The sequence below is a fragment of the Acinetobacter sp. Ac8 genome (assembly GCF_055392545.1).
The window spans coordinates 265,021-286,367 of sequence record NZ_AP043689.1; the positions used below are offsets into that span (position 1 = coordinate 265,021).

20 protein-coding genes are annotated in these 21,347 nt (G+C 37.3%); 13 read left to right on the plus strand and 7 right to left on the minus strand.

Annotated elements, in window-relative coordinates; genetic code table 11:
- Positions 1–76: 76 nt before the first annotated feature.
- The 3 genes from ACZ5QH_RS01240 to ACZ5QH_RS01250 all read left to right on the plus strand — a co-directional run bounded on the left by ACZ5QH_RS01240 (position 77) and on the right by ACZ5QH_RS01250 (position 2,694).
- Positions 77–640 (plus strand): hypothetical protein, encoded by a 564-nt coding sequence (locus ACZ5QH_RS01240; RefSeq protein ID WP_419309693.1) that lies wholly within the window; start codon positions 77–79, stop codon positions 638–640.
- 153 nt (positions 641–793) lie between these two features.
- Positions 794–2,010 (plus strand): IS3 family transposase gene (locus tag ACZ5QH_RS01245; RefSeq protein ID WP_244012906.1). Its coding sequence is split into 2 segments (ribosomal slippage): positions 794–1,139 and positions 1,139–2,010, totalling 1,218 coding nucleotides; the frame shifts between segments, so codons are not numbered across the junction.
- 327 nt (positions 2,011–2,337) lie between these two features.
- Entirely contained in the window at positions 2,338–2,694 is a 357-nt protein-coding gene (locus ACZ5QH_RS01250) for a hypothetical protein (protein WP_004718470.1), read from the plus strand.
- A 172-nt stretch (positions 2,695–2,866) separates the two neighbouring features.
- On the opposite strand, the gene ACZ5QH_RS01255 is transcribed toward ACZ5QH_RS01250, so the two are convergent.
- Entirely contained in the window at positions 2,867–3,355 is a 489-nt protein-coding gene (locus ACZ5QH_RS01255) for a PaaI family thioesterase (RefSeq protein ID WP_004818511.1), read from the minus strand.
- Positions 3,356–3,474: 119 nt separating this feature from the next.
- Between ACZ5QH_RS01255 and ACZ5QH_RS01260 the strand changes: the two genes are divergently transcribed.
- The 7 genes from ACZ5QH_RS01260 to ACZ5QH_RS01290 all read left to right on the plus strand — a co-directional run bounded on the left by ACZ5QH_RS01260 (position 3,475) and on the right by ACZ5QH_RS01290 (position 10,845).
- Entirely contained in the window at positions 3,475–4,350 is an 876-nt protein-coding gene (locus tag ACZ5QH_RS01260; RefSeq protein WP_034617325.1) for an alpha/beta fold hydrolase, read from the plus strand.
- 144 nt (positions 4,351–4,494) lie between these two features.
- Complete coding sequence (locus ACZ5QH_RS01265) at positions 4,495–5,913, plus strand: Na+/H+ antiporter family protein (RefSeq protein WP_004818515.1); 1,419 nt, start codon at positions 4,495–4,497, stop codon at positions 5,911–5,913.
- Positions 5,914–6,325: 412 nt separating this feature from the next.
- Positions 6,326–6,682, plus strand: coding sequence for a hypothetical protein (locus ACZ5QH_RS01270; RefSeq protein ID WP_303577795.1), 357 nt, complete (start codon positions 6,326–6,328; stop codon positions 6,680–6,682).
- 548 nt (positions 6,683–7,230) lie between these two features.
- The gene (locus ACZ5QH_RS01275; protein WP_034617314.1) at positions 7,231–7,842 is read left to right on the plus strand and encodes an OmpW/AlkL family protein; all 612 of its coding nucleotides are present in this window, start codon (positions 7,231–7,233) and stop codon (positions 7,840–7,842) included.
- Positions 7,843–8,008: 166 nt separating this feature from the next.
- Complete coding sequence (locus ACZ5QH_RS01280; RefSeq protein WP_303577794.1) at positions 8,009–8,350, plus strand: lysozyme inhibitor LprI family protein; 342 nt, start codon at positions 8,009–8,011, stop codon at positions 8,348–8,350.
- A 92-nt stretch (positions 8,351–8,442) separates the two neighbouring features.
- Positions 8,443–10,374: a molecular chaperone HtpG gene (htpG, locus tag ACZ5QH_RS01285; RefSeq protein WP_239046623.1), complete on the plus strand. Its 1,932-nt coding sequence runs from the start codon at positions 8,443–8,445 to the stop codon at positions 10,372–10,374.
- A gap of 60 nt (positions 10,375–10,434) precedes the next feature.
- On the plus strand, positions 10,435–10,845 hold the full coding sequence (locus ACZ5QH_RS01290) for a hypothetical protein (protein WP_303577793.1): 411 nt from the start codon (positions 10,435–10,437) through the stop codon (positions 10,843–10,845).
- Between the two features lie 81 nt (positions 10,846–10,926).
- Here ACZ5QH_RS01290 and ACZ5QH_RS01295 read toward each other — a convergent pair whose 3' ends face one another.
- Together ACZ5QH_RS01295 and ACZ5QH_RS01300 are read right to left on the minus strand one after the other, a co-directional pair.
- Complete coding sequence (locus ACZ5QH_RS01295; protein ID WP_034617322.1) at positions 10,927–12,072, minus strand: hypothetical protein; 1,146 nt, start codon at positions 12,070–12,072, stop codon at positions 10,927–10,929.
- Between the two features lie 719 nt (positions 12,073–12,791).
- Positions 12,792–13,493 (minus strand): DsbA family oxidoreductase, encoded by a 702-nt coding sequence (locus ACZ5QH_RS01300; protein ID WP_303577792.1) that lies wholly within the window; start codon positions 13,491–13,493, stop codon positions 12,792–12,794.
- Positions 13,494–13,686: 193 nt separating this feature from the next.
- Between ACZ5QH_RS01300 and ACZ5QH_RS01305 the strand changes: the two genes are divergently transcribed.
- Positions 13,687–14,436: a hypothetical protein gene (locus ACZ5QH_RS01305; protein ID WP_004818529.1), complete on the plus strand. Its 750-nt coding sequence runs from the start codon at positions 13,687–13,689 to the stop codon at positions 14,434–14,436.
- A gap of 17 nt (positions 14,437–14,453) precedes the next feature.
- Positions 14,454–15,302, plus strand: coding sequence for a DKNYY domain-containing protein (locus ACZ5QH_RS01310; RefSeq protein ID WP_303577791.1), 849 nt, complete (start codon positions 14,454–14,456; stop codon positions 15,300–15,302).
- Positions 15,303–15,314: 12 nt separating this feature from the next.
- On the opposite strand, the gene ACZ5QH_RS01315 is transcribed toward ACZ5QH_RS01310, so the two are convergent.
- Positions 15,315–15,680, minus strand: a complete 366-nt coding sequence (locus ACZ5QH_RS01315; RefSeq protein ID WP_004818532.1) for a MerR family transcriptional regulator — start codon at positions 15,678–15,680, stop codon at positions 15,315–15,317.
- A gap of 240 nt (positions 15,681–15,920) precedes the next feature.
- Between ACZ5QH_RS01315 and ACZ5QH_RS01320 the strand changes: the two genes are divergently transcribed.
- A complete protein-coding gene (locus tag ACZ5QH_RS01320) occupies positions 15,921–16,430 on the plus strand; it encodes a hypothetical protein (RefSeq protein ID WP_303577790.1) in 510 nt (169 codons plus the stop codon).
- Between the two features lie 124 nt (positions 16,431–16,554).
- On the opposite strand, the gene ACZ5QH_RS01325 is transcribed toward ACZ5QH_RS01320, so the two are convergent.
- From ACZ5QH_RS01325 to fadB, 3 genes are all read right to left on the minus strand, one after another.
- A complete protein-coding gene (locus ACZ5QH_RS01325) occupies positions 16,555–17,409 on the minus strand; it encodes a YajG family lipoprotein (RefSeq protein WP_270382989.1) in 855 nt (284 codons plus the stop codon).
- 167 nt (positions 17,410–17,576) lie between these two features.
- Positions 17,577–18,749 (minus strand): acetyl-CoA C-acyltransferase FadA, encoded by a 1,173-nt coding sequence (gene fadA / locus ACZ5QH_RS01330; protein ID WP_004718442.1) that lies wholly within the window; start codon positions 18,747–18,749, stop codon positions 17,577–17,579.
- 12 nt (positions 18,750–18,761) lie between these two features.
- Positions 18,762–20,915: a fatty acid oxidation complex subunit alpha FadB gene (fadB, locus tag ACZ5QH_RS01335; RefSeq protein ID WP_004818537.1), complete on the minus strand. Its 2,154-nt coding sequence runs from the start codon at positions 20,913–20,915 to the stop codon at positions 18,762–18,764.
- Positions 20,916–21,347 lie beyond the last annotated feature (432 nt).

The window sequence follows — 21,347 nt, forward strand, 5'->3', positions numbered from 1 at the left end:
AGCTTTTGAAATGAAGAAGACGCCTTAGGGCGTCTTTTTTTATATACTGAGTAGACCTCAGTTACAAACATTAAAAATGGCAATTAAAATTAGAAATATATGGATAGTTTTACTGGCAGTCATGTTCGTTCCCGTCTGTTTGTTGATGTTTTTACCAGCTCAGCCAGAAATGAATTGGCAGCACGATGTATTTCAATTCATCACAGAAAAATTAAAGATTCAAACGGGAAGGTTTGGTCTCTTGGCTTTTTATACGGTATCGGTGACTGCATATTTTTCGCTATTGAGCAGCTTCTGGGCCGTTTTTTTGTTTTGCATGATTTGGCAAGAAGGGCGTCAAACTACACCTCAAACAACGCTCCAGACAGCGCAGTTTAAGTTGTGGGATGCGGTGCTTGTGGTTGTATGTATTCTTGGGTTTATCTGGTTTAGTTTTTCGATGATGCAATGGCATTTCGCTCAACAAGATATGACCGTAGGTTTAGGTCGAAATGGCTATTTATTCCAATCCTTGTATCACTATCAACTCGGTGTTGTCTTTGCTGAACTCTTTTTTATGCTTTTCTTGGTGTTCAGCCAGCTGGCAATCTTGATGCTTGTTTATGCAAGTTATCGTTTTCTCAAAGAAAAAATTAAATAAAAAAATTAAGATTCAATATGAGTTATTTGATGATTAACCCGTTGTTTTTAAATATTTAACTAGAAAGTGATTGCTCAAAGATAGGCTTTTTTCATAACGCTGTCCCGTCCTAGATAAGGTTGACACTTTCTAAACTTAAATTTGGAGAGTGTAATGAAAACAATAGTTAAAAGAACACAAAGAGATTACAGCTTAGCTTTTAAATTATCAGTCGTAGATCAAGTTGAAAAAGGTGAAATGACTTATAAACAAGCTCAGAGTAGATATGGTATTCAAGGGCGTTCAACTGTTTTAGCTTGGTTAAGAAAGCATGGTAGATTAGATTGGAGTCAAGGCACCCCATTACGTCATGGAGAAAAACAAATGTCTGATCCTTTACCACTCACACCCGAACAAAGAATCAAAGAGCTTGAACAACAGTTATATGAAACAAAAAGAAAAGCAGAGTTATTTGAATCCATTATAAATATACTCGAACGAGATTACGGAGTAAGCACTACAAAAAAGCCACAAGGCAAGCCATTAAAGAAAAACAAGCGATAGGTTTTAGTATCACTGAATGTTGCCATTATCTTGATATCACTCGACAAGCTTATTACAAACAATGCCAGCAATCGAACCTAAGATATAGATATGAACAAAATGTATTAAAGCAAGTTCGACAAGAAAGAATGTTTCAGCCTCGTATTGGAACAAGGAAACTCCATTATTTACTGAATACGATAATAGGTATCACTATTGGTAGAGATCGATTGTTTGATTTACTCAGAGATCATCGTTTATTAGTACAACCTAAACGCGCATATCATAAGACAACGAATAGCCACCATCGTTTTCACAAGCATCCTAACTTGGTTAAGTTTGGAATTGGGCAAGTGATACCACAGAAACCAGAGCAACTTTGGGTTGCAGATATAACCTATCTTCCTATAGAAACAGGAGAAGCTTATCTAAGCCTAATCACTGATGCTTGGTCTAGAAAAATAGTGGGTTATCATGTAGATGACAATTTAGGTGCAGAAGCTGTTAGCCAAGCATATATCAAAGCATTAAAGGAACGTAAAGCCCCACAATATTCACTAATTCATCATTCAGATCGAGGCATACAATATTGTTCAAAGAAATATCAGGAATTACATCAGAAACATAATATTCGATGTTCTATGACCGATGGATATGATTGTTATCAGAATGCTTTAGCTGAAAGGGTCAACGGTATATTGAAGAATGAATATTTACTTCATAAACCAAAGAATCTTGAAGAAGCTAGGCGAATGGTTGCAGAGTCTATAGAAATTTATAATGTTCGTAGACCGCATATGTCGCTAAAATACAAAACGCCCGATGAAATGCATCGAGCGTTTGTATGAAATAAGTGTCAACCTATTTCAGGACTAGACACGCCTTTTTAAAACGATAAATCAACATGAAATTTCCCTCATCTTAGCCTTCTCCCAAAGCGAGAAGGGACTTTCAATACCAATATAATTCACTCAACATGATCATCTTTTGCTTTATGAAAGCGATCTAATAATTTCTTATTAACATGAATGTTATTTAAATTAGATGGTGCATCTTTGATAATCAAAGACTACAAATGGCAACATGAAAATTTAATTTAATCCATAAATTAGTGTTTTCATAAAATCAGTCTTAATCAATTGCATTTGTAAGTTCAGATAGAAAGGATGAATAACATGAAAAAAATAGTAATGACTATGATGTGTGTGAGTTTACCTATTGTGATGCTTACAGGTTGTGAAAACATGTCAGCAAACGATAAGCGTATTGCTTCAGCGGCCCTTGGTGGGGCTGTTGGTGGCGGTGTAGGTAATCATGCAGGTAATGGCGTTGGTGCTGCTGTTGGTGCAGGCGGTGGTGCAGCTGTAGGAAGCAAAGCCAACAATGGTTCAAATCGCAATGCAACCTATAGTGGTATCGGTGCGGGTATTGGCTCAGTCCTTGGTAAGGGTGTTCTTGGCGGTGATGCCGGTGCTGCAATTGGTGGCGCGATCGGTGGTGGTGCTGGTGCTGCTATTGAGCAAAATAAGTAAGCGTCTAAACCCAAGACTCAATAAAAATAAGCGCAACGTATTAGCATTGCTGATTACGTGATGCGCTTATTTTTATCCCTATTCATATCTAAGATTAAAAGATCTGACCATCTTAGTACTGTTGCGGCATCCTATTGATGTTTCGCTTTAGCAAAACTGATTTAAATCTTGTTTAGCGTTTTAAGGGGTGGGGGTTTTTACGACGGATATATACGGTTTTTTGTACCTCAGCAATTCTTAAACCAGAATCATCAAAAATATTCACGGTATAGTTACGATAGACTGGACTATAGTTTTCAGCTAAATCTTTGACATGTTCAATTTCAATCGCATCTAAACGAATATCTGCATAAACCGTACTACGTCCAGGGGAAAGGAAGTTGATGCTTGCGGTTTTATCCCAAACCATATATTTCGGACCCAGATGATGCATTAAAAGAAGCATATAAAATGGATCAACCATTGAATACAAACTACCGCCAAAGTGCACACCAACAATATTTTGATTGCTGTGTGTCAGTGGCATTTTGACCCGAACATGATAGTTTTTTAGATCAATTTTTTCGATTTCAATCCCTGCACCTTTATATGGAGAAAAATGATTCAACATAAATTTGGAAACAAATGGGATTGTCTGTAGTTTTTTGATTAGCGCATTCATGGTCAATTCTAGTTATCGATTTTTAAACCATAATAAAGAACTGAATGGAATGTGGCATTGATCCAAATGCCCTCTACTACGAAATCACAGCCAATGGTAAAACAATAAAAGGTGACTCAATGCAAGTGCAAACTTATTGGATATCCACACAAGATAAGCAAAAACTTTATGCAAAAACATGGGGTAATGCTGAAAACCCTGCATTGGTTTTAGTGCATGGCTATCCTGATAATCAGGAAGTTTGGGAACCGATTATTGAACAATTGATCTCAAAATTTTACATCATTACTTATGATGTACGTGGGGCAGGACAGTCTTCTGTGCCGAAACGAATTCGTGATTATGCTTTAGCACGCTTATCTCTGGATTTAGAGTGTGTGGTAAATGAGCTACTGCCCAATCGTAATTTTCATCTTGCAGCGCATGATTGGGGCTCGATTCAGTCGTGGGAATCTGTGACTGAACCTAAATTTAAAAATCGTATTTTGTCTTATACCACCATGTCTGGGCCTTGTTTAGATCATGCTGCTTTTTGGATGCGTGAACAGTTCTTGCATGAAAAGCCTAAATTTTTTAAGCAGTTATTTAAATCTTGGTATATCGTTGCATTCCAGTTACCATTTCTTGCACCGACCGTTTGGCATTTCTTTAGTCCACAACGCTGGGGCGCAATTTTAACGCAACTTGAGAAAAAGAAAGGCTTACCGTTAAACCAAAATATTGCAAAAGATGGTGAACATGGTATCGGACTATACCGTGCTAACTTTCTTCCACGTTTAACTCGACCGCGTCAGCGTTATGCAGTATGTCCTGTACAGGCTGTTGTACTGTTAAGAGATAAATTTGTAAGCCCAGAATTGATTGATGAAGTGCCTAAATGGGCAACAGATTTTGAACGTGTAGAAGTTGATGCAAACCATTGGGCAGTACTTAGCCAACCACAAGAGATTGCACAATATATTCAAACATTTGCACTCAAAAATAGTGAGAGTTGATTCGCCTAAAGTGATGTGAGCTCTTATAAAAATAGGCCATGTTTTCACATGGCCTATTCATTTTATGACCAGTTCGACTAAATTACAGCTTCATTGTAGTGAATCTGATAAAATATCGGCTTTCAAATTTTCGTAAATTTCTCCATGAATGCTGTCGTTATTGCGATTGCCGTGATGTTTATCTTGTCACTGGCACGAGTTTCTGTTGTTTTAACATTGGTTATTTCAGCAATTATAGGTGGGTTAGTTGCAGGTTTAAGTCTGTCAGATACTGTTACAGCATTTAATGCGGGCTTGGGTGATGGTGCAGAAGTTGCCTTGGCATATGCGGTATTAGGCGCTTTCGCTTTGGCGCTTTCAAAGTCAGGCTTGCCTGATTTATTGGCCTATAAACTGATCGGCTTACTCGGTATGGAAGCCACGCAGAAACAAGCAACCAAAGTAAAATTCTTATTATTGGGTATTTTACTGATTGCCGCGATTTGTTCACAAAACTTAATCCCTGTGCATATTGCGTTTATTCCTGTCCTTGTTCCACCGTTATTAAAAGTGATGAATCACTTGAAACTCGACCGTCGTGCCGCAGCATGTGTACTGACCTTAGGTTTAGTCGGCACATACATCTTCTTGCCTGTAGGCTTTGGTGCAATTTTTCTTGAACAAATTCTGATGGGGAATATCAACAAAATTGGCGCTGCTTATCATCTGCATGTTGAAAGAAGCATGATGCCTATGGGGATGGCTATTCCTGTATTGGGTATGGTGATTGGTACTTTATTTGCCGTTTTTGTCAGTTATCGTAAACCGCGTATTTATGTTGATCGTAATGTTGCACCAATTACCACGATTGATTTAGATAAACCACTTCGTGCGGTAAATGTTGAGGTATTAAAAGCTGATGGTATTGCCTTAGAGCAAGAAGCCAAGCAAGAAGCTCCTGTGATTGCCAAGAAAACTATTCTTATGGCATTGCTGGCAATCATTTTAACCCTCATCTCTCAATTGTATTCAGGCTCAATGATTCTTGGTGGATTGGTCGGGTTCTCTGTTCTCTCTGCCGCAGGGATTTTTAAATGGCAAGAAGCGGATGATGTTTTTGTACAAGGGATGCGTATGATGGCATTGGTCGGTTTTATTATGATCTCTGCTGCGGGTTTTGCATCCGTGATGACCCATACTGGGGATATTAATCAGTTGGTCAACGGTGTTGTACATTTGATTGGTGATAATAAAGCGTTGGCTGCTTTCTTGATGTTATTTATTGGTTTATTTGTAACGATCGGAATTGGTTCATCATTTTCAAGTGTGCCTGTACTTGCAGTCATTTATGTTCCTTTATGTGTACAATTCGGCTTCTCTCCGCTTGCAACTGTTGCCTTAATTGGTACTGCGGCAGCATTAGGAGATGCGGGTTCACCAGCTTCAGATTCGACCTTGGGGCCTACTGCTGGTTTGGGCGTAGATGGGCAACATGATCATATTTGGGATACGGTTGTTCCAACATTTATCCATTTTAATATTCCATTATTGGTGTTTGGTTGGATTGCTGCGATGGTGCTGTAGCGTTTATTTTTTAAGTTAAGGCTGTTTATGATGAGATCTAAACAGCCTTTTTTATATCTGTTCGACTAAAATCATTTAAATAGATGGGTTGATATTCTTTGTAAAGATGGGAGTATTATAGTTTTTGATATTTAAACTGCAGGAAAAATCTTAAATAATATGCCAGAATTAAGATCAGCCGATCAAGATTATCAATTATCTAAGCCTAAATAATAAGGCGAGTGGGAATTTGGCTGATCAAATAGATACATATAAAGGTGAGTTATAAACCTTTGTGATCATACTACTCCAATTCATAAAAATACTTCAAGATCACGGCATAGAGATACCTGATGGTAATAGGACATCATTGTAATTATTGGAAAAAGTAAATATGAACATATGTGAATTAGTGAGTTATATTGAAGTTGGTATGACCAAACCTGTTGTAGTAGATAGAGTTTTATTAGAAGAGTATGGGAATTATATGAGAGTAATTGGTTTTTTGAACAAAGATCAAATATTAATATCCTACTTTTATTATGATGGAAGTGATGAGGATACAGGGATAGATATTAATCTTAAATATGAATCATTAGATAAAGCGATACAGTCAATTGAACAGTTTTTAGGGGTTTCAATAGATGGATGGGAAAATTTTAATCGAACAGGAAATTATCCAGAACCTTTGGAGAACTGTGTTGAAAATAAATGGAATAATTTAGTAAATGATATTAAGCAAGGTATTATGATTCCAAAAGGTTATAATAAAATTCGTATGAATATATAAATTACTATATTTTTATTGATTAAAATATAGTAATTCTTTCATCATAAAATAAACTATTTAAATAATATGATTTAGACTATGTAACATAACTTTATAATGATGTCTGATTGTGAGCATAGGTTGATTTAATTTCCTAATTTTAAAAATTGATAAAAAATCAATAATTTAGATTAAACCTCTGTTTTTAATGCACTTTTAAATTTTTTTAATAAAAATTTTAGAGATACCAATCTGATTGGCTGAATTTATCATCTAGGTTATGAAGGCTAGATTTTTCTCTGAATATAAAGCCCCGAAAATGAGGTTTAAATTTATTTTATAGATATTGTTAATTTATAATAATGAATCCATTTTTATATTAAATTTTGCTCAATAATCTTGATTAATTTGGTTGGATTTTAAAACCAACCATTTTGATATGATTAAAATAAATTTTCTTATATAACAGTTATTTGAAAATATATAACAATTCTTGATTTAAATAAATGTTGCAATATTATTAACACCTATGTTTAATGTTTATTAATAACAACGCTGGGGTATTTATAATGTTAAAGCAAACTGCTCTTATTGCATTAATGGCAATTTCTTCTGCTTCATTTGCAGATTGGCAAGTCAAAGTTGGTGGTTCGGTGATTGCACCAACACAAGACACCAAAGTTGCTGGTGTTGGTACTGTGAAAGCAGACCATGAATATGCTTTTACACCTTCTGTAGAATATATCTTTGGTGAAACACCTTTCTCTGCGGAAGTTTTATTAGCGACACCAATTAGCCACGATGTGAAATTAGATGGTGAAAAAGCAGTTAACCTTAAACACTTACCACCAACTGTAACGTTTAAATATAACTTTAAAAACTCTACACGTTTTACACCATATATTGGTGTGGGTGGTACAGCATTCCTTGCATGGGATGAGGAATCATCTGGGGCATTGGCGGGCACTAAGGTTAAAGTTAAAGATGATTTTGGTTTTGCTGGTCAAATCGGTTTTAACTTCCAACCTGCTGATGCAAAAAACTGGGGTGTTTTCTTTGATGCCCGTTATGCTCAATTAAGCCCAGAAGTGACTGTTAAAGCGGGTAATACCACTGCTGCAAAATTTGATTTAGATATTGATCCAGTTATCTATACTTTGGGTTATAGCTATAGATTCTAAGTTCGCTTTAGAATCATAAAAACTCGGTAAATTTACCGAGTTTTTTTATTTTTACAGAGCCTTATATATTGAAACAAGAAGCAATAAAAAATAGTTATTTTTAGCTATATAAGCGCTGATTAAATCCATTTAATCTATCAGAACATCAATAAGACTTTGACATGATATGAAAAATTTAATTTTTATAATATTTGTAGGGTTAAGTAGCAGCACTATAGGCAATGCTGCAAGTTTTAATTGTGAGCATGCGCAAACCAAAAGTGAACATGCCATTTGTGAGCATCGCAGTTTAAACGATGCAGATGTCAAAATGGCGACCACCTATACCATTATCCGTAAACTCGTTCCGATGGGAACACGGGGTGTGATACAGGATCAGCAAGTGAAATGGTTACAACTGCGCAATCAATGTCAGGACAATCTACGTTGTTTAACCGATGCGTATCAAATGCGTCAGCAAAAACTAGAGATTTATATGAATCGAGTTTATCAACAAGGCCCATTTTAAAAAAAATTAAATTTGCCTATTGAAATATACTTAAACCACTCCATTTCTAATGCATTCAATAAAAAAGCGTTATGAATTTACGGAGTGATTTTATGAGTGAACAGAACGTACAACACAGTTCAAAAAAGCATAGCTTTCAAGCAGAAGTGGCTCAGCTTTTACATTTAGTGACGCATTCACTTTATTCTAACCCTGAAATTTTCCTACGCGAGCTGATTTCAAATGCTTCAGATGCATGTGATAAGTTACGTTTTGAAGGAATTAACCATCCTGAATATTATGAGAATGATCCAGACTTACATGTTCGTGTAAGCTTAGATAAAGATGCCAAAACAATCACCATCTCAGACAATGGTATTGGTTTAAGCCAACAAGAAGCCATTGATAACTTAGGGACGATTGCTAAATCGGGCACTAAAGACTTTATGTCAAAGTTATCTGGTGATCAAAAAGCAGATGCGCAATTGATTGGTCAGTTTGGTGTAGGTTTTTATTCTGGTTTTATCGTTGCTGATAAAATTACCGTTGAATCTCGTCGTGCAGGTTTAGATGCATCAGAAGGTGTACGTTGGATCAGTGGCGGTACGGGTGACTTTGAAGTTGAACAAATTGAGAAGGCTTCACGTGGAACGTCGATTATTTTGCATTTGCGTGATGATGCGCTGGATTATTTAGAATCTTATAAAGTTAAACAAATTATCAATAAATACTCTGACCATATCAGCTTACCTATCGAAATGCAGAAGGAAGTTTGGCAGGAAGAAGAAGCTGCTGAAGGTGAAGAGAAAAAACAAGGTCATTATGTTAAAACAGATGAATGGGAAGCGATTAACTCAGCAAGTGCTTTGTGGACACGTAGCAAAGGCGAAATTACTGAAGAGCAGTATGTAGAATTCTATAAGAATTTAACGCATGACTTTGATGCACCATTGGCTTGGGCACATAACCGAGTTGAAGGCAGTACTGAATATACCCAATTGCTTTATATTCCAAGTAAAGCACCAAGTAATATTTTCACGCGTGAAGCCAAAGCAGGCATTAAACTTTATGTAAAACGTGTATTTATTATGGATGATGCAGACAATCTGATTCCAAATTATCTACGTTTTGTACAAGGTGTGGTGGATAGTGCTGATCTGCCGCTTAACGTAAGCCGTGAGATTTTACAAGAAAGCCGTGATGTGAAAACCATCCGTGAAGGAAATGCACGTCGTGTATTGACAACATTGGATGCTTTAGCAAAATCAGAAGATCAGGCTGACCAAGACAAATTTAAAACCTTCTATGCTGAATTTGGTTCAGTAATCAAGGAAGGTTTAGGTGAAGACTTTGGTAATCGTGAACGTATTCTAAAACTTTTACGCTTCTCTACTTCGAATAATGATGAGGTTTCAACATCATTGGAAGCGTATAAAGCACGCATGAAAGAAGGGCAAAAAGCCATCTATTATGTGACTGCCGATAGCTTAGCGGCTGCGAAAAACTCACCACAACTCGAATTGTTCCGTAAAAAAGACATTGAAGTTTTGCTTATGGCAGACCGTGTTGATGAATGGGCGATGGAGTTTGTGCATGACTTTGATGGCACACCTATGCAAAATGTCGCAAAGGGTGCAGTCGATCTTGGTGATTTACAAGATGCAGAAGAGAAAAAAGCACTTGAAGCTGCCGCAGAACAGTTTAAACCTGTGGTTGAAAAACTCTCTGATTCATTAAAAGCTAAGACCAAAGAGGTACGCGTGACAACGCGTTTGGTGGACTCACCAGCATGTCTAGTGACCAGCGATGGTGAGCTTTCGCCGCAATTGATTCGTATGTTAAAACAAGCGGGTCAGGCTGTACCTGAATCTAAACCAATTCTGGAAATTAACCCAGAACATCCTTTAGTGAAAAAATTGGAAGGTTCGGCCCAGTTTGATGATTTAGCCAATGTAATCTTTGATCAGGCCGTAATTGCAGAGGGTGGTTTACCTGATGATCCTGCGGAATATGTAAAACGTATTAACAATTTATTGCTTAAATAAGTCGTCATTTGTTTTAACAGAGCCTATCTTAAAGATAGGCTTTTTTATCAATAAGATTAAATGAATAAATTTAAAACAATTCAATGTATAGGTTGTTCTGTATTGCTCAGTTTAGCTACAACAGTAGTGATGGCATATGAACTTCCACCTGTTGAAAAGCGCAATGCAAATACCACAGATCTTTCAGTACATAACGCCATGTTCTTACGACAAAACACACAGGCTGCTGTGATTGGTATATTGAAAAAAAATGGTCAGAACTATGAACTTGCAGCTAATGATGGGAAAGGGGGAATGGCGCTACCTATAGCAGTACATCCAAGTCTTAAAATAGACGATGCTTTAGTCGATAAAGAAGTTAGGGCGATTGGGCGAATGACTTACGAAACAATGTATATGCCAAATTCTAGCGACTTTGGTCCCGCTTATAGTTTTACTTTTGAATTGTTTTCAATTGCACCATTGAATTAAAAGGATATAGCAGGCGTTTTATCAACATCAGTGGATAAGTCGAAACTTATCCACAGTTCAGCTTAAAGATTCAGCTGATGTTTAAAATAGCGCTTCTAAACGGACCAAAGCACTTGGGAAATGGCTACGATCTTCACGACGATCATTAAAATAATTTAAATCGCCTTGTACGTAAAACCATTCACGCCAAACAGGTTGTCGCCAAGACACGAAAGGCCCCCAACTGTTGAGCTTAAGGTCATTATTATTATAATAACCGCCAGTATAGATACCGTAGTTAAAGCGATTGTTTTTAAAGAACTGATGTTGACGATAAGTACGGTTATCCCAAGTTAAATCATCGTCTTGTTCATCTGCATACGTCACATAGAATTGGTTAGAAATAAAGGGCTGATTGGGGCGAGCATGGGTTAGCTCTAAGTTGGTTCTCAAATAGTTTTCACTGTCGATGCCATAGCGATAAATTTGTTCCGCGTGAAAAGTAAAATCATTCCCCAGTTTCCAATCCTTTTGGGCCTTTAAACGTGCATAAATATCATCACCTGAACGAATACCAAGGTCTGCATCTAAGTCAAAAGGTAAGCGTTTAGAAAGCTGTGACCAACGTAAAGCAATCGAGCTGTTATCATCGCGAATTTGTTTACCATCCACGCGTTTATCTGGATCACCATCAGCATGATTGTTGTTGATCGCAATATTATTGGAAATTTCATCATCTAATGAATCATCACCAAACACCACACTTAAACGGTTTTCAAGTGTGGGTAATTTTACTTTTCCTCGGATACGTGGATTGACATCATAACCATCATGTTTGTTCCATTGATTATCAACAATGATCCGCAACGTTGCTGATGCTGGATGTGCTGGATCAGTTTTTCCAAACCAGTTATCCATTTTATTGGCTGTGCGGTCTGCCCAGTTGCTAATTTTTTTCTGCTTTTTGTCGGCCCAGGTTTGATCTTCTGTCGCGTCTGTTGGGGGAACAATAACCTGATCAGATTGCTCTGGGAAAATGGTCGGTGTTGAGTCAACAATTTTTGGAATATAGTTGAGCAAGCCGATCTCATTGTCTTTGGTGGTGGCTAAAGAAGGTTGCTGATCAACTTTCCCCGTTTTAGCATTCGCTTCAAGACTGCTATTTACTTCTGCAAATGCAGCGTTCCCAAAAAAACCGCCTAATATTAAGACATAAGGTAGTTTTGAGAAGATTGATATTTTATTCATATGCCCACTTCTTAAACTTTGAGTCATTCAGTTTTTAATTTTCAGTATAACTATGCCTTAAAAAAACACTGAATTTCAATGAAATCGCTATTTTAAGTACAAAAAACATAAATTTATTTAAAATGAAGTGCATTCTATCAGCGATATCGCGAATCAAAGCATGACTTAAGCTGTTTTTGAATAGATAAGTGCTTTTATTATACAAAGCCCAATTGTAGTAAAGCTTTTAAGCTAAAAATTCTTTGGAGACAAAATCTACACTTATCCAGGAATAGACAAGCAATTGTGAATAGCTGCCATGCACGTTTGAAAATCGAGAATGAAGAAAAACTATACGCTGTTGTGGATAACTTTAATTTTATCCTCAAGGCCGATTTTATTGTGGGATAAACAAAAACACCTCCAAAAAAGGAGGTGTTGTGTCTTAAAAAATAAGAAAATTAAAAAAGAAACTACAGCGCATGAATTTCGTGGGAACGAAAAATATTTACAGATCTTAGTCTAAGAAAAAGGTGATGAATAGTTCCTTTTCTGCAACGCTGTATTGCAAAAATGGCACGTAAAATTTTAAAAAATGACCCATTAAAAATAAGGCATAGAAATCATTCAATATATTTTTATGATCTGTTTACGTTGGTTTTTTAGCCACTTTCTTAAATATTATGATAGTTATTGAACAATGAAGAAATTCCTTCAAGGAATTTCTTCATTGGCTGAGTTTATTTGTTGGTAACTTCACAAGACTCATCAGTACAAACAGGGCCATCCTGTTGTTCGATTTCAGCATCATTTGCAGTTTCAAGGGCTTTTTCTAACACTTGTACAAAGACTTCACGTGGTTGAGCACCCGCTAAAGCCACACGTTGATCAAAGACAAAGAATGGTACACCTGTTACTTTTAATTGTTCATGAGCAACTTGTTCATCGAATTTTACAAAGTCAGAATATTCTTCAGAGTCTAGAACATCATCAACTTCGATCGGATTTAAACCAATACGAGATGCGACATCTTCAATTGTTTCACGCTCACCAATCGGTAGACCTTGTGTCATATAGCTATAGAAAAAAGCTTCTTCTGCTTCTGAGCCTAAACCCTTACTTTGTGCAAGGTGAATGATACGATGCGCATTAAAGGTATTTCCTGAGTTGGCATTTTCCCAGTTAAATTGGATGCCTTCTTCTTTCGCCATAGCTGCAATATTACGTTGCATATCTTCAACTTCAGGGATGCTACGTCCATATTTTTGCGCAAGACGTTCAGAGTTTGAAACTTCTTGACGCGTAGGTGCTTCAGGATCAAGTTCAAAACTGTGCCAATGGACTTCAAGCTCAATACCTGCTTGTTCAGCAGCAGCTTCTAAACGTTTTTTACCGATATAGCAAAAAGGACAAACCACATCTGACCAAATATCTACGCGCATGGGGAAATCTCTAACAATCTAATTCTGGATTATGATGGGGTTTGTTTTCATAAATTTAAAGTGAAACTTTTAAGCGATGCCCATTTTAAGCTTATTCAGCAAAGGTTATTTATTGTTATTTTGCATAATTAATATACAAAAAAGAGTCGCTTAGGATATTCTAAGTAATCTATAAGGATGTTCGGAGCTTGGTATGCGTCGACTTTTGATTGTTTTCGGTATCATTTTTCTGGCTGTTATTGGATTTTTCTACTATGACCATACTTCAGTAAAGAATGAAGAAGCCAATCGCCAAGCATTTGATTTGGTGATGACTGAAAAAATGCGGCAACTTTCTGAACAAGCTCAAGACCGCTCTAAACCAGTAAATATTGATATTCATGATAATCGGCTCAAAGGTGATTACAAAACCTTGTCCGAATTTTTACTCAAATATTGGGCCAAGAATATTGACACACGAAACACTTATTTAAATCAGCTCGCAGCGGCCAAATGGGATCATTTTTTAGATGTAAATCGTTTGGATGCTGACCGTAAACAGAACTATGTAGAAACAACACAGATGCTGGTGACTGTACGACAAGCGATGCAGCAATATCAGCAAAAAAATAGACAAAATAAAATTGAGGCTTTAAACGAATTAAAAAAAATAGATTTGCGCAAGGACCTCAAAAAACCATTACAGGATAAGCTCGAACAGAATGCTGAACTTGACCCTGAAAATACCTTAATCTTAAATGAGCTACAAATTTTAGGTAAAGCTGAAACCATGTTTGATTTGTTAAAAAAATATGAGTGGCAGAAGCAGGGCAATCAAATTTTGTTTAAGGAAGATGCTCAAGTGAAACAGTTTAACCAGTTGTTTCAGGATGTACTGAAATTGAATAGCCAAATCAATCAGAAAAAAGAGCAAAATGCGGAAGTATTAGAAGAAGCCTTGTAAATTTTAGAAGTAAATGAATGAAAAATATAAAAGTATCGCTGTTTTTTGCAATATCTATACTGCTATTGCTGGGTGGAATTGGCTATGTTTACCAGACGCCAATTCTCGTTCAGCAGGATTGTAAAAGCGTTGCTTTATATCGTTATCATTTTGGTGTGTATCAAATTGACCGAGATTCCATTCTGGGTGTCGATACTTATAAAAAGGTTTATGGATGGAAGCATTTTTTAGGTTTAGCCCCTATTTTATGTGCTGAACAAATTGAGTATGACCAATGTGTCGTGGAGGAAAAGCGAGCGGCTTTAAATGCTGAGCAAGAAAAACAGCAATGGACCCTTGTGCGGGACAATTTATATATCAATCCTCAACGAGAATTGGCTTTAAAGTTTCCTTATGCAAATCGTTGTAGCATATTTCTATCTGAACATGTTTTGCCCAGCAAAAGCCTGTCGATTATGGGTGAGCGTTTTTATCGACATTTGGGTTTTGGTGGTGAAGATGGGCCTTCTTTGAATGACACTATAGATTTAGCGAGCTTTAAGCAGTTAAACCCTTCTAATTTGTATAAAGATAAACGGCATGTTTATCGCTACTTTAGCATGCTGGATGGGGGCAGTTTTTCTATTTTGGAGGGTGCAGATGCCAGTAGTTTTGAACTGCTCGGAGATTGCTACGCAAAAGACAAGCAGCATATTTATGAAGAACGTTTTGGCAAACTTGAGGATGCAGATTATGCAAGTTTTAAAACCAAATCTGATGCGGGATGTGTTGCACAGGATAAAAATGGCTATTGGTTTTGGAATGATCGAAAAGCTTGGAAAGATATGAATAGTGAAGAAAAAGAGCGGGTCAAAGCGCTTCAATGAGGTTGATCTCGATTAGCGCTTGGTTTCTTCAACTTTTCCTTGCATTAAAAAAGATGCTAATAAGCTTTGAGATTTTTTGAGTTTGGCTAATTTTTCTGAAATATGTTCTAACTCCATTTCTAATGTCTCTTTGGCAACTGAGCATAAGGTAAGTTTTTCCTCAGCCAAATCGAAACATGGCAATAATAATTTAATGTCTTTTAAATGCATGCCAGCATCATTGAGAACTTTAATTTTTTGAATATCCTCGATGTTTGCTTGATTATAATCTCGATAGTGATTCGCTGTTCGTCGCGGACGAATTAATCCGAGCTCTTCATAATAACGGAGCATACGCGGGCTGACTTGAGTTATCTCAGCAACTTTAGCAAGATTCATAATCGACCTCTTATAAACTGAAACGGATCAGTTGGAAAAAATTTATCGGTGGCTCTATTCAAGCTGTTGAATGAGTAAAACCTATTTAATCTTTATTTTAGAATTTTAACAGTATTTACCGTTTATCTGAGCTTTAGTGAATCTCGCTATAATTTGTTATAGCCTATTTAATAGACAATATTAAATGTATTGAATCATTTTATTGAATGTATAGGATGATTTATTTTTTAGGTGAAATGTATGAACTTTATCAAAGTTTCGATACTTGCAACGGCTCTTTCTGTTTGGTTACCCACTGTACAGGCAGAAGAAGTTGCCTCATTGCCTACCATTAAAGTGATGGCGGATTCTGAACTGCGTCAAGAAGCTGTAGGTGTTGTTCCTTATCAAGAAGATAAGGACGTACGTAAAGCGTTACAGCATCAGATCATTAAAAAAGAGAATGAGATCCAAAATTATGTGATAGGCGATAATTTTGCTGTGCTTGATATGCAGCCTAAAGCCTCTGAACCGAATATAAATCAAATTTCTTCACCATTACTCAGAGAGTATGTTTTAGCTGTGGCTGCTGGTTTGCAGTCCTCTGACCCAACATCAGGTTTGTTTACCATGATGGAGCCACTTTCGATGGGGATGAATCGTGAGAAAGCCTTAGAAGCAGTACGTAATGGAACTTTTAAGTTGAATATCGATGCTGACCGTTTAGATTTGATGTTAGGTGATAAATGGCGAAGCAGCTTACCGAAGTGATTCGTTATTTAAAATTTTGATTATTTCATTAAGCCAATCTGTTGATTGGCTTTTTTGTGTTTGGTGATTTTATTGAAAATTAAATGTATTGAATCATTATTGCTATATTGTGATGAATACCGATTTATTTTTCTTTATTTTCAAATAAAGGATCCAAGATTGTATGTGCTTCTGTTGAATGATTTTTAGTGGAAAAAATATTTCCTTTGAGCGTCGTGCTATGTTTATTCCATACAAATTCTTGTTTGGTTAAATCAAATAAGCTTACTGAATAAAATTGACCTTCTTTGGGTATATAAGTTGTTACAAGACCAGAACCTGCTCCTAAAGTTGCAAGTGTTACGCCAAGGCTTAGTGCACCCAGCGCTACTTTAGAACCTGTTGATGCCTTTAAACCATCAATCGATACCACAAAAATATAATTCGATTTTGACCAGTTTTTTAAAGTATTTAATGTCTCCTTCTCAAGGATCGGAAGTGCTAAAGTCACTTTTTTGTTTCGAGCATTTGCCAAAATGACTTCATTTGATTTTGAAGTAAACTGATTAAAAGCTAAAACAGCCTTTTGTTGATCAGCATTCATATTTGAGTGATTAGCGTTCAAAAGTGGATAGTTTGTAATCTCTTTACGTTTTGAGTCTTTATTTTCCAGAAAATCATACTTTTTAAGTTGTTCTTCTGGCATAGAACCACAAATAAACGGTGATGCAATTTCACCGATTTGAACACCATTCTGATTTAATTGTTGAGAAAATATCTGAATAAATTTTTCACTGGTTAATTGTGAGGGCTGATTCAAAATAAGATCTTTGCCCACTTCATTGGTGAGTAAGCAGCTATTAACTAAAATAGCCACAGGTTCAGCTTTAAGTCTTGGTTGTGTTTGGTTAAGTTGGTTACGAGTTTCAGTCGAAATTTTTGTTGTTGCACAGCCTGTAAATACGAAACTTGCAACAAGGGGAAATACAAATTTTTTCATGGCTACGTTCTGTCATTATTTAGCAAAGTTTAATTTCAGTGTAAAGAATGAACAGGTTAAGTTAAATTTTATTAAAAATAAAGTTTAAATTATCTTTACTATTATTTTTTATTCAAAAAAATCCCCGCATTAAGCGGGGATTTTATATCTTGGTGTTTAATTAAGAATTAAACACGTTCGATAATTGTCGCGATACCTTGGCCAAGACCGATACACATCGTTGCAAGACCGATTTGAGTATCTTGTTGTTCCATCACATTCAATAATGTAGTGGTGATACGTGCACCAGAACAACCCAATGGGTGACCCAATGCAATCGCACCGCCGTTTAAGTTGATCTTGTCTTGCTTGTCATAGATGTTCAAGCCTTTCATTACAGAAAGACCTTGAGCAGCAAATGCTTCGTTTAACTCGATGGTTTGAATGTCTTCCATCGTTAAGCCAGCACGTTTAAGCGCTTTCTGTGTTGCAGGAACAGGACCATAACCCATGATCGCAGCATCACAACCTGCAATCGCCATTGAGCGAATTACAGCACGTGGCTTAAGACCTAAAGCTTGAGCACGTTCAGCAGACATCAACAACATTGCTGATGCACCATCAGACAATGCAGAAGAAGTCGCAGCAGTTACAGTACCACCTTTAGGGTCAAATACTGGACGTAACGCTTTGAATGCTTCAAGGTTTGCATCTGGACGAATGACTTCGTCGATGTCGCAAAGGATTTTGAAGCCATTGGCATCATGACCTTCAACACCCACGATTTCGTTTTTGAAACGACCTTCCTGAGTTGCAGCCCAAGCGCGACGATGAGATTCAACACCAAACGCATCTTGTTCGTCACGACTAATGCCGTTCATACGACCTAACATTTCAGCAGTTAAGCCCATCATGTTAGATGCTTTCGCATAATGCTTAGATGCTTCTGGGTTAAGGTCGATGCCGTGCATCATACCAACGTGACCCATGTGCTCTACACCACCGATGATGAATACATCACCTTGGTTGGTTGCAATTTGCGCCGCAGCAGTATGGATTGACTGCATAGAAGAACCACAGAGGCGGTTTACAGTTTGACCACCAACAGTCTTCGGTAAGTCAGCCAATAACACGATGTTACGGCCAATGTTCATACCTTGTTCTAGGGTTTGGTTAACACAACCCCAGATCAAATCTTCAACTTCATTGACATCAAACTGGTTACGAGCAACTAAAGCACGAACCAATTCAGCAGATAAGCTGTCAGCACGTACATTGCGGAACATACCGTTTTTGGTTTTACCCATTGCAGAACGTACGCCATCAACGATGACAACGTCACGTGGATTTAAAGTAGCCATTCACGTTGCTCCTTAACCGTAGAATTTTTTGTTGTTTGCAGCCATGTCACGCAACATTTGTGGCGCTTCATAAGCCTTACCTAAGTGTGCATATTTGTCGCAAAGCGCAACATATTCAGCAACACCTGTTTGGTCGATGTAACGCGCTGGACCACCACGGAATGGAGGGAAACCTACACCCATGATCATTGCCATATCTGCTTCAGAAGCAGTAGAAACAATGTTGTCCTCTAAGCAACGAACAGTCTCGTTACAGAACGCTAGCATCATACGGTCAATAATTTCTTGAGCATCAAACTCGTGCTTTTCAGTTGTTGCCATCGTTGCAACAAGCTCATACGCAGTTGGATCAATAGATTTTGCTTTCTTACCTTTACGATCAAGCTCGTATTTGTAGAAACCAATGTCATTTTTTTGACCAAGACGTTTGTTTTCGTACATGATTTCGATCGCGCCTTTATAGTCAGGCTTCATGCGGTCTGGGAAACCTTCAGCCATAACTTCAGCACCATGCACACCAGTGTCGATACCCACAACGTCGATCAAGTAAGCAGGTCCCATAGGCCAGCCGAATTTTTCCATGACTTTGTCAACTTGTTGGAAGTCCGCGCCATCTTTAAGCAGAAGGTCAAACGCACCAAAGTAAGGGAACAATACACGGTTTACAAGGAAGCCAGGGCAGTCGTTTACAACGATTGGTGTTTTACCCATTTTCTGAGCAAGAACAACAGTTGTCGCAATTGCTTCTTCAGATGTTTTCTCACCACGGATCACTTCAACCAAAGGCATCATGTGAACTGGGTTAAAGAAGTGCATACCCACGAAGTTTTCAGGACGAGTCAATGCATTTGCAAGACGCGTGATTGAAATCGTAGAGGTATTTGAAGCAATGATCGTATTTTCACGAACTTTTGCTTCTGTATCACGTAACACAGCTTCCTTGATTTTAGGATTCTCTGTGACTGCTTCAATCACGATGTCAACTTCTTTAAACTCGTCATAGCTTAAAGTAGGACGGATACGTGCAAGTGTTTCACCCATTTTTGCAGGTGTCATCTTTTTACGTTCAACTTGTTTAGTCAACAAGCCATTCGCTTCAGACATACCCAAAGCAAGCTGTGGGTTACCGATGTCTTTCATGATGATTGGTGTGCCTTTGCTTGCCGCTTGGTAAGCAATACCACCACCCATAATACCCGCACCTAAAACAGCTGCTTGGTTAACAGGGTGAGCACCTTTCTCATGTTTTTTAGAGGCTTTTTTCACAACTTGGTCATTGATGAATAAACCGATCAATGCACCTGCTTGTGGTGTAATCGCAGCTTTAGCAAATGCTTCAGCTTCAATTTTTAACGCTTCATCACGTTTTTGGCTTACACCAGCTTGAAGTGAATCAAGAAGAAGTTTTGGCGCAGGGTATTGAGCAGGGTTTGCTTTCGCAAGGACCACACCTTTAGATGAGTTAAACGCCATCATTTGTTCAAGCATGTCTAATTTAACAGGCTCTAATTTTTCTTGACGTTTTGCTTTCCAGTCTAAACGACCAGAGATTGCTTGTTTAACAAGATCAATCGCAGCTTCTTGGAGTTTGTCAGCCGCAACAACTGCATCTACAGCACCGTCTTTCAGCGCAGCATCTGGACGTTTGTTTGCTGAAGTCGCGATCCATTCAACCGCATTGTCAATACCAATCAAACGGCTTAGACGAACAGTACCACCGAAACCAGGAATGATACCCAGTTTAACTTCTGGTAAGCCCACTGTTGCAGCATTTGACATTACGCGGTAGTCACATACCAAACACATTTCAAAACCGCCGCCCAATGCAATACCATTGATCGCAGCAACTTTAGGAATCTCTAGATCTTCAAAAGCGTTAAAAATCTCGTGAACAGGCATTGCCCATTCTACAATTGCACTTTCACCTTGCTTAAAATTTTCACCAAACTCAGTGATGTCTGCACCAACGATAAATGTTGATTTACCAGAGGTAACGATGAGACCTTTCACTTCACTGTTATTTTTTACAGCTTCAATAGCAGCTTTAAAGTCTTCAATCGTTGCACGGTTGAATTTGTTAACCGACTCACCTTGTAAGTCAAAGCGGAATTCTGCAATTCCGTCCGAAAGCAATTGGACGGTAATGGCATTGCCAGCGTGGATCATGCCCTGATCTCCTTTTTTGGAGGACTTCTTAAGTTGATGTTTTGAAGTGTGTATGCAATTCCCGCACACATTTCGACTTCACTAATCTTACGATAACTATATCTAAAAATAACCTAACAAGTTGTATCAAGCCGTGACGCAAGGGTCATCAATTTTTTTTGAGTAGAAGATTAAATTAAGCTTTTAAATTTTAAGAATTTTATATGTTCTTTGCATAAATATTTGAAATTTATTTATTTAATGTAAATTCCTTTGTGCCTTTCTTTACAAAAATGAATAAGAAAAACCATCCATAGTGATTCATTTTTTTTGTCATTTAGGTCAATTGCTGTGAAATTTAATTATTTGTTTAGAAAATCTTTATAATCTATTGAATGTTTTGTATTATATATGTAATATTTGCTTGGTATTTACTCAAAAAAAGAACCCGTT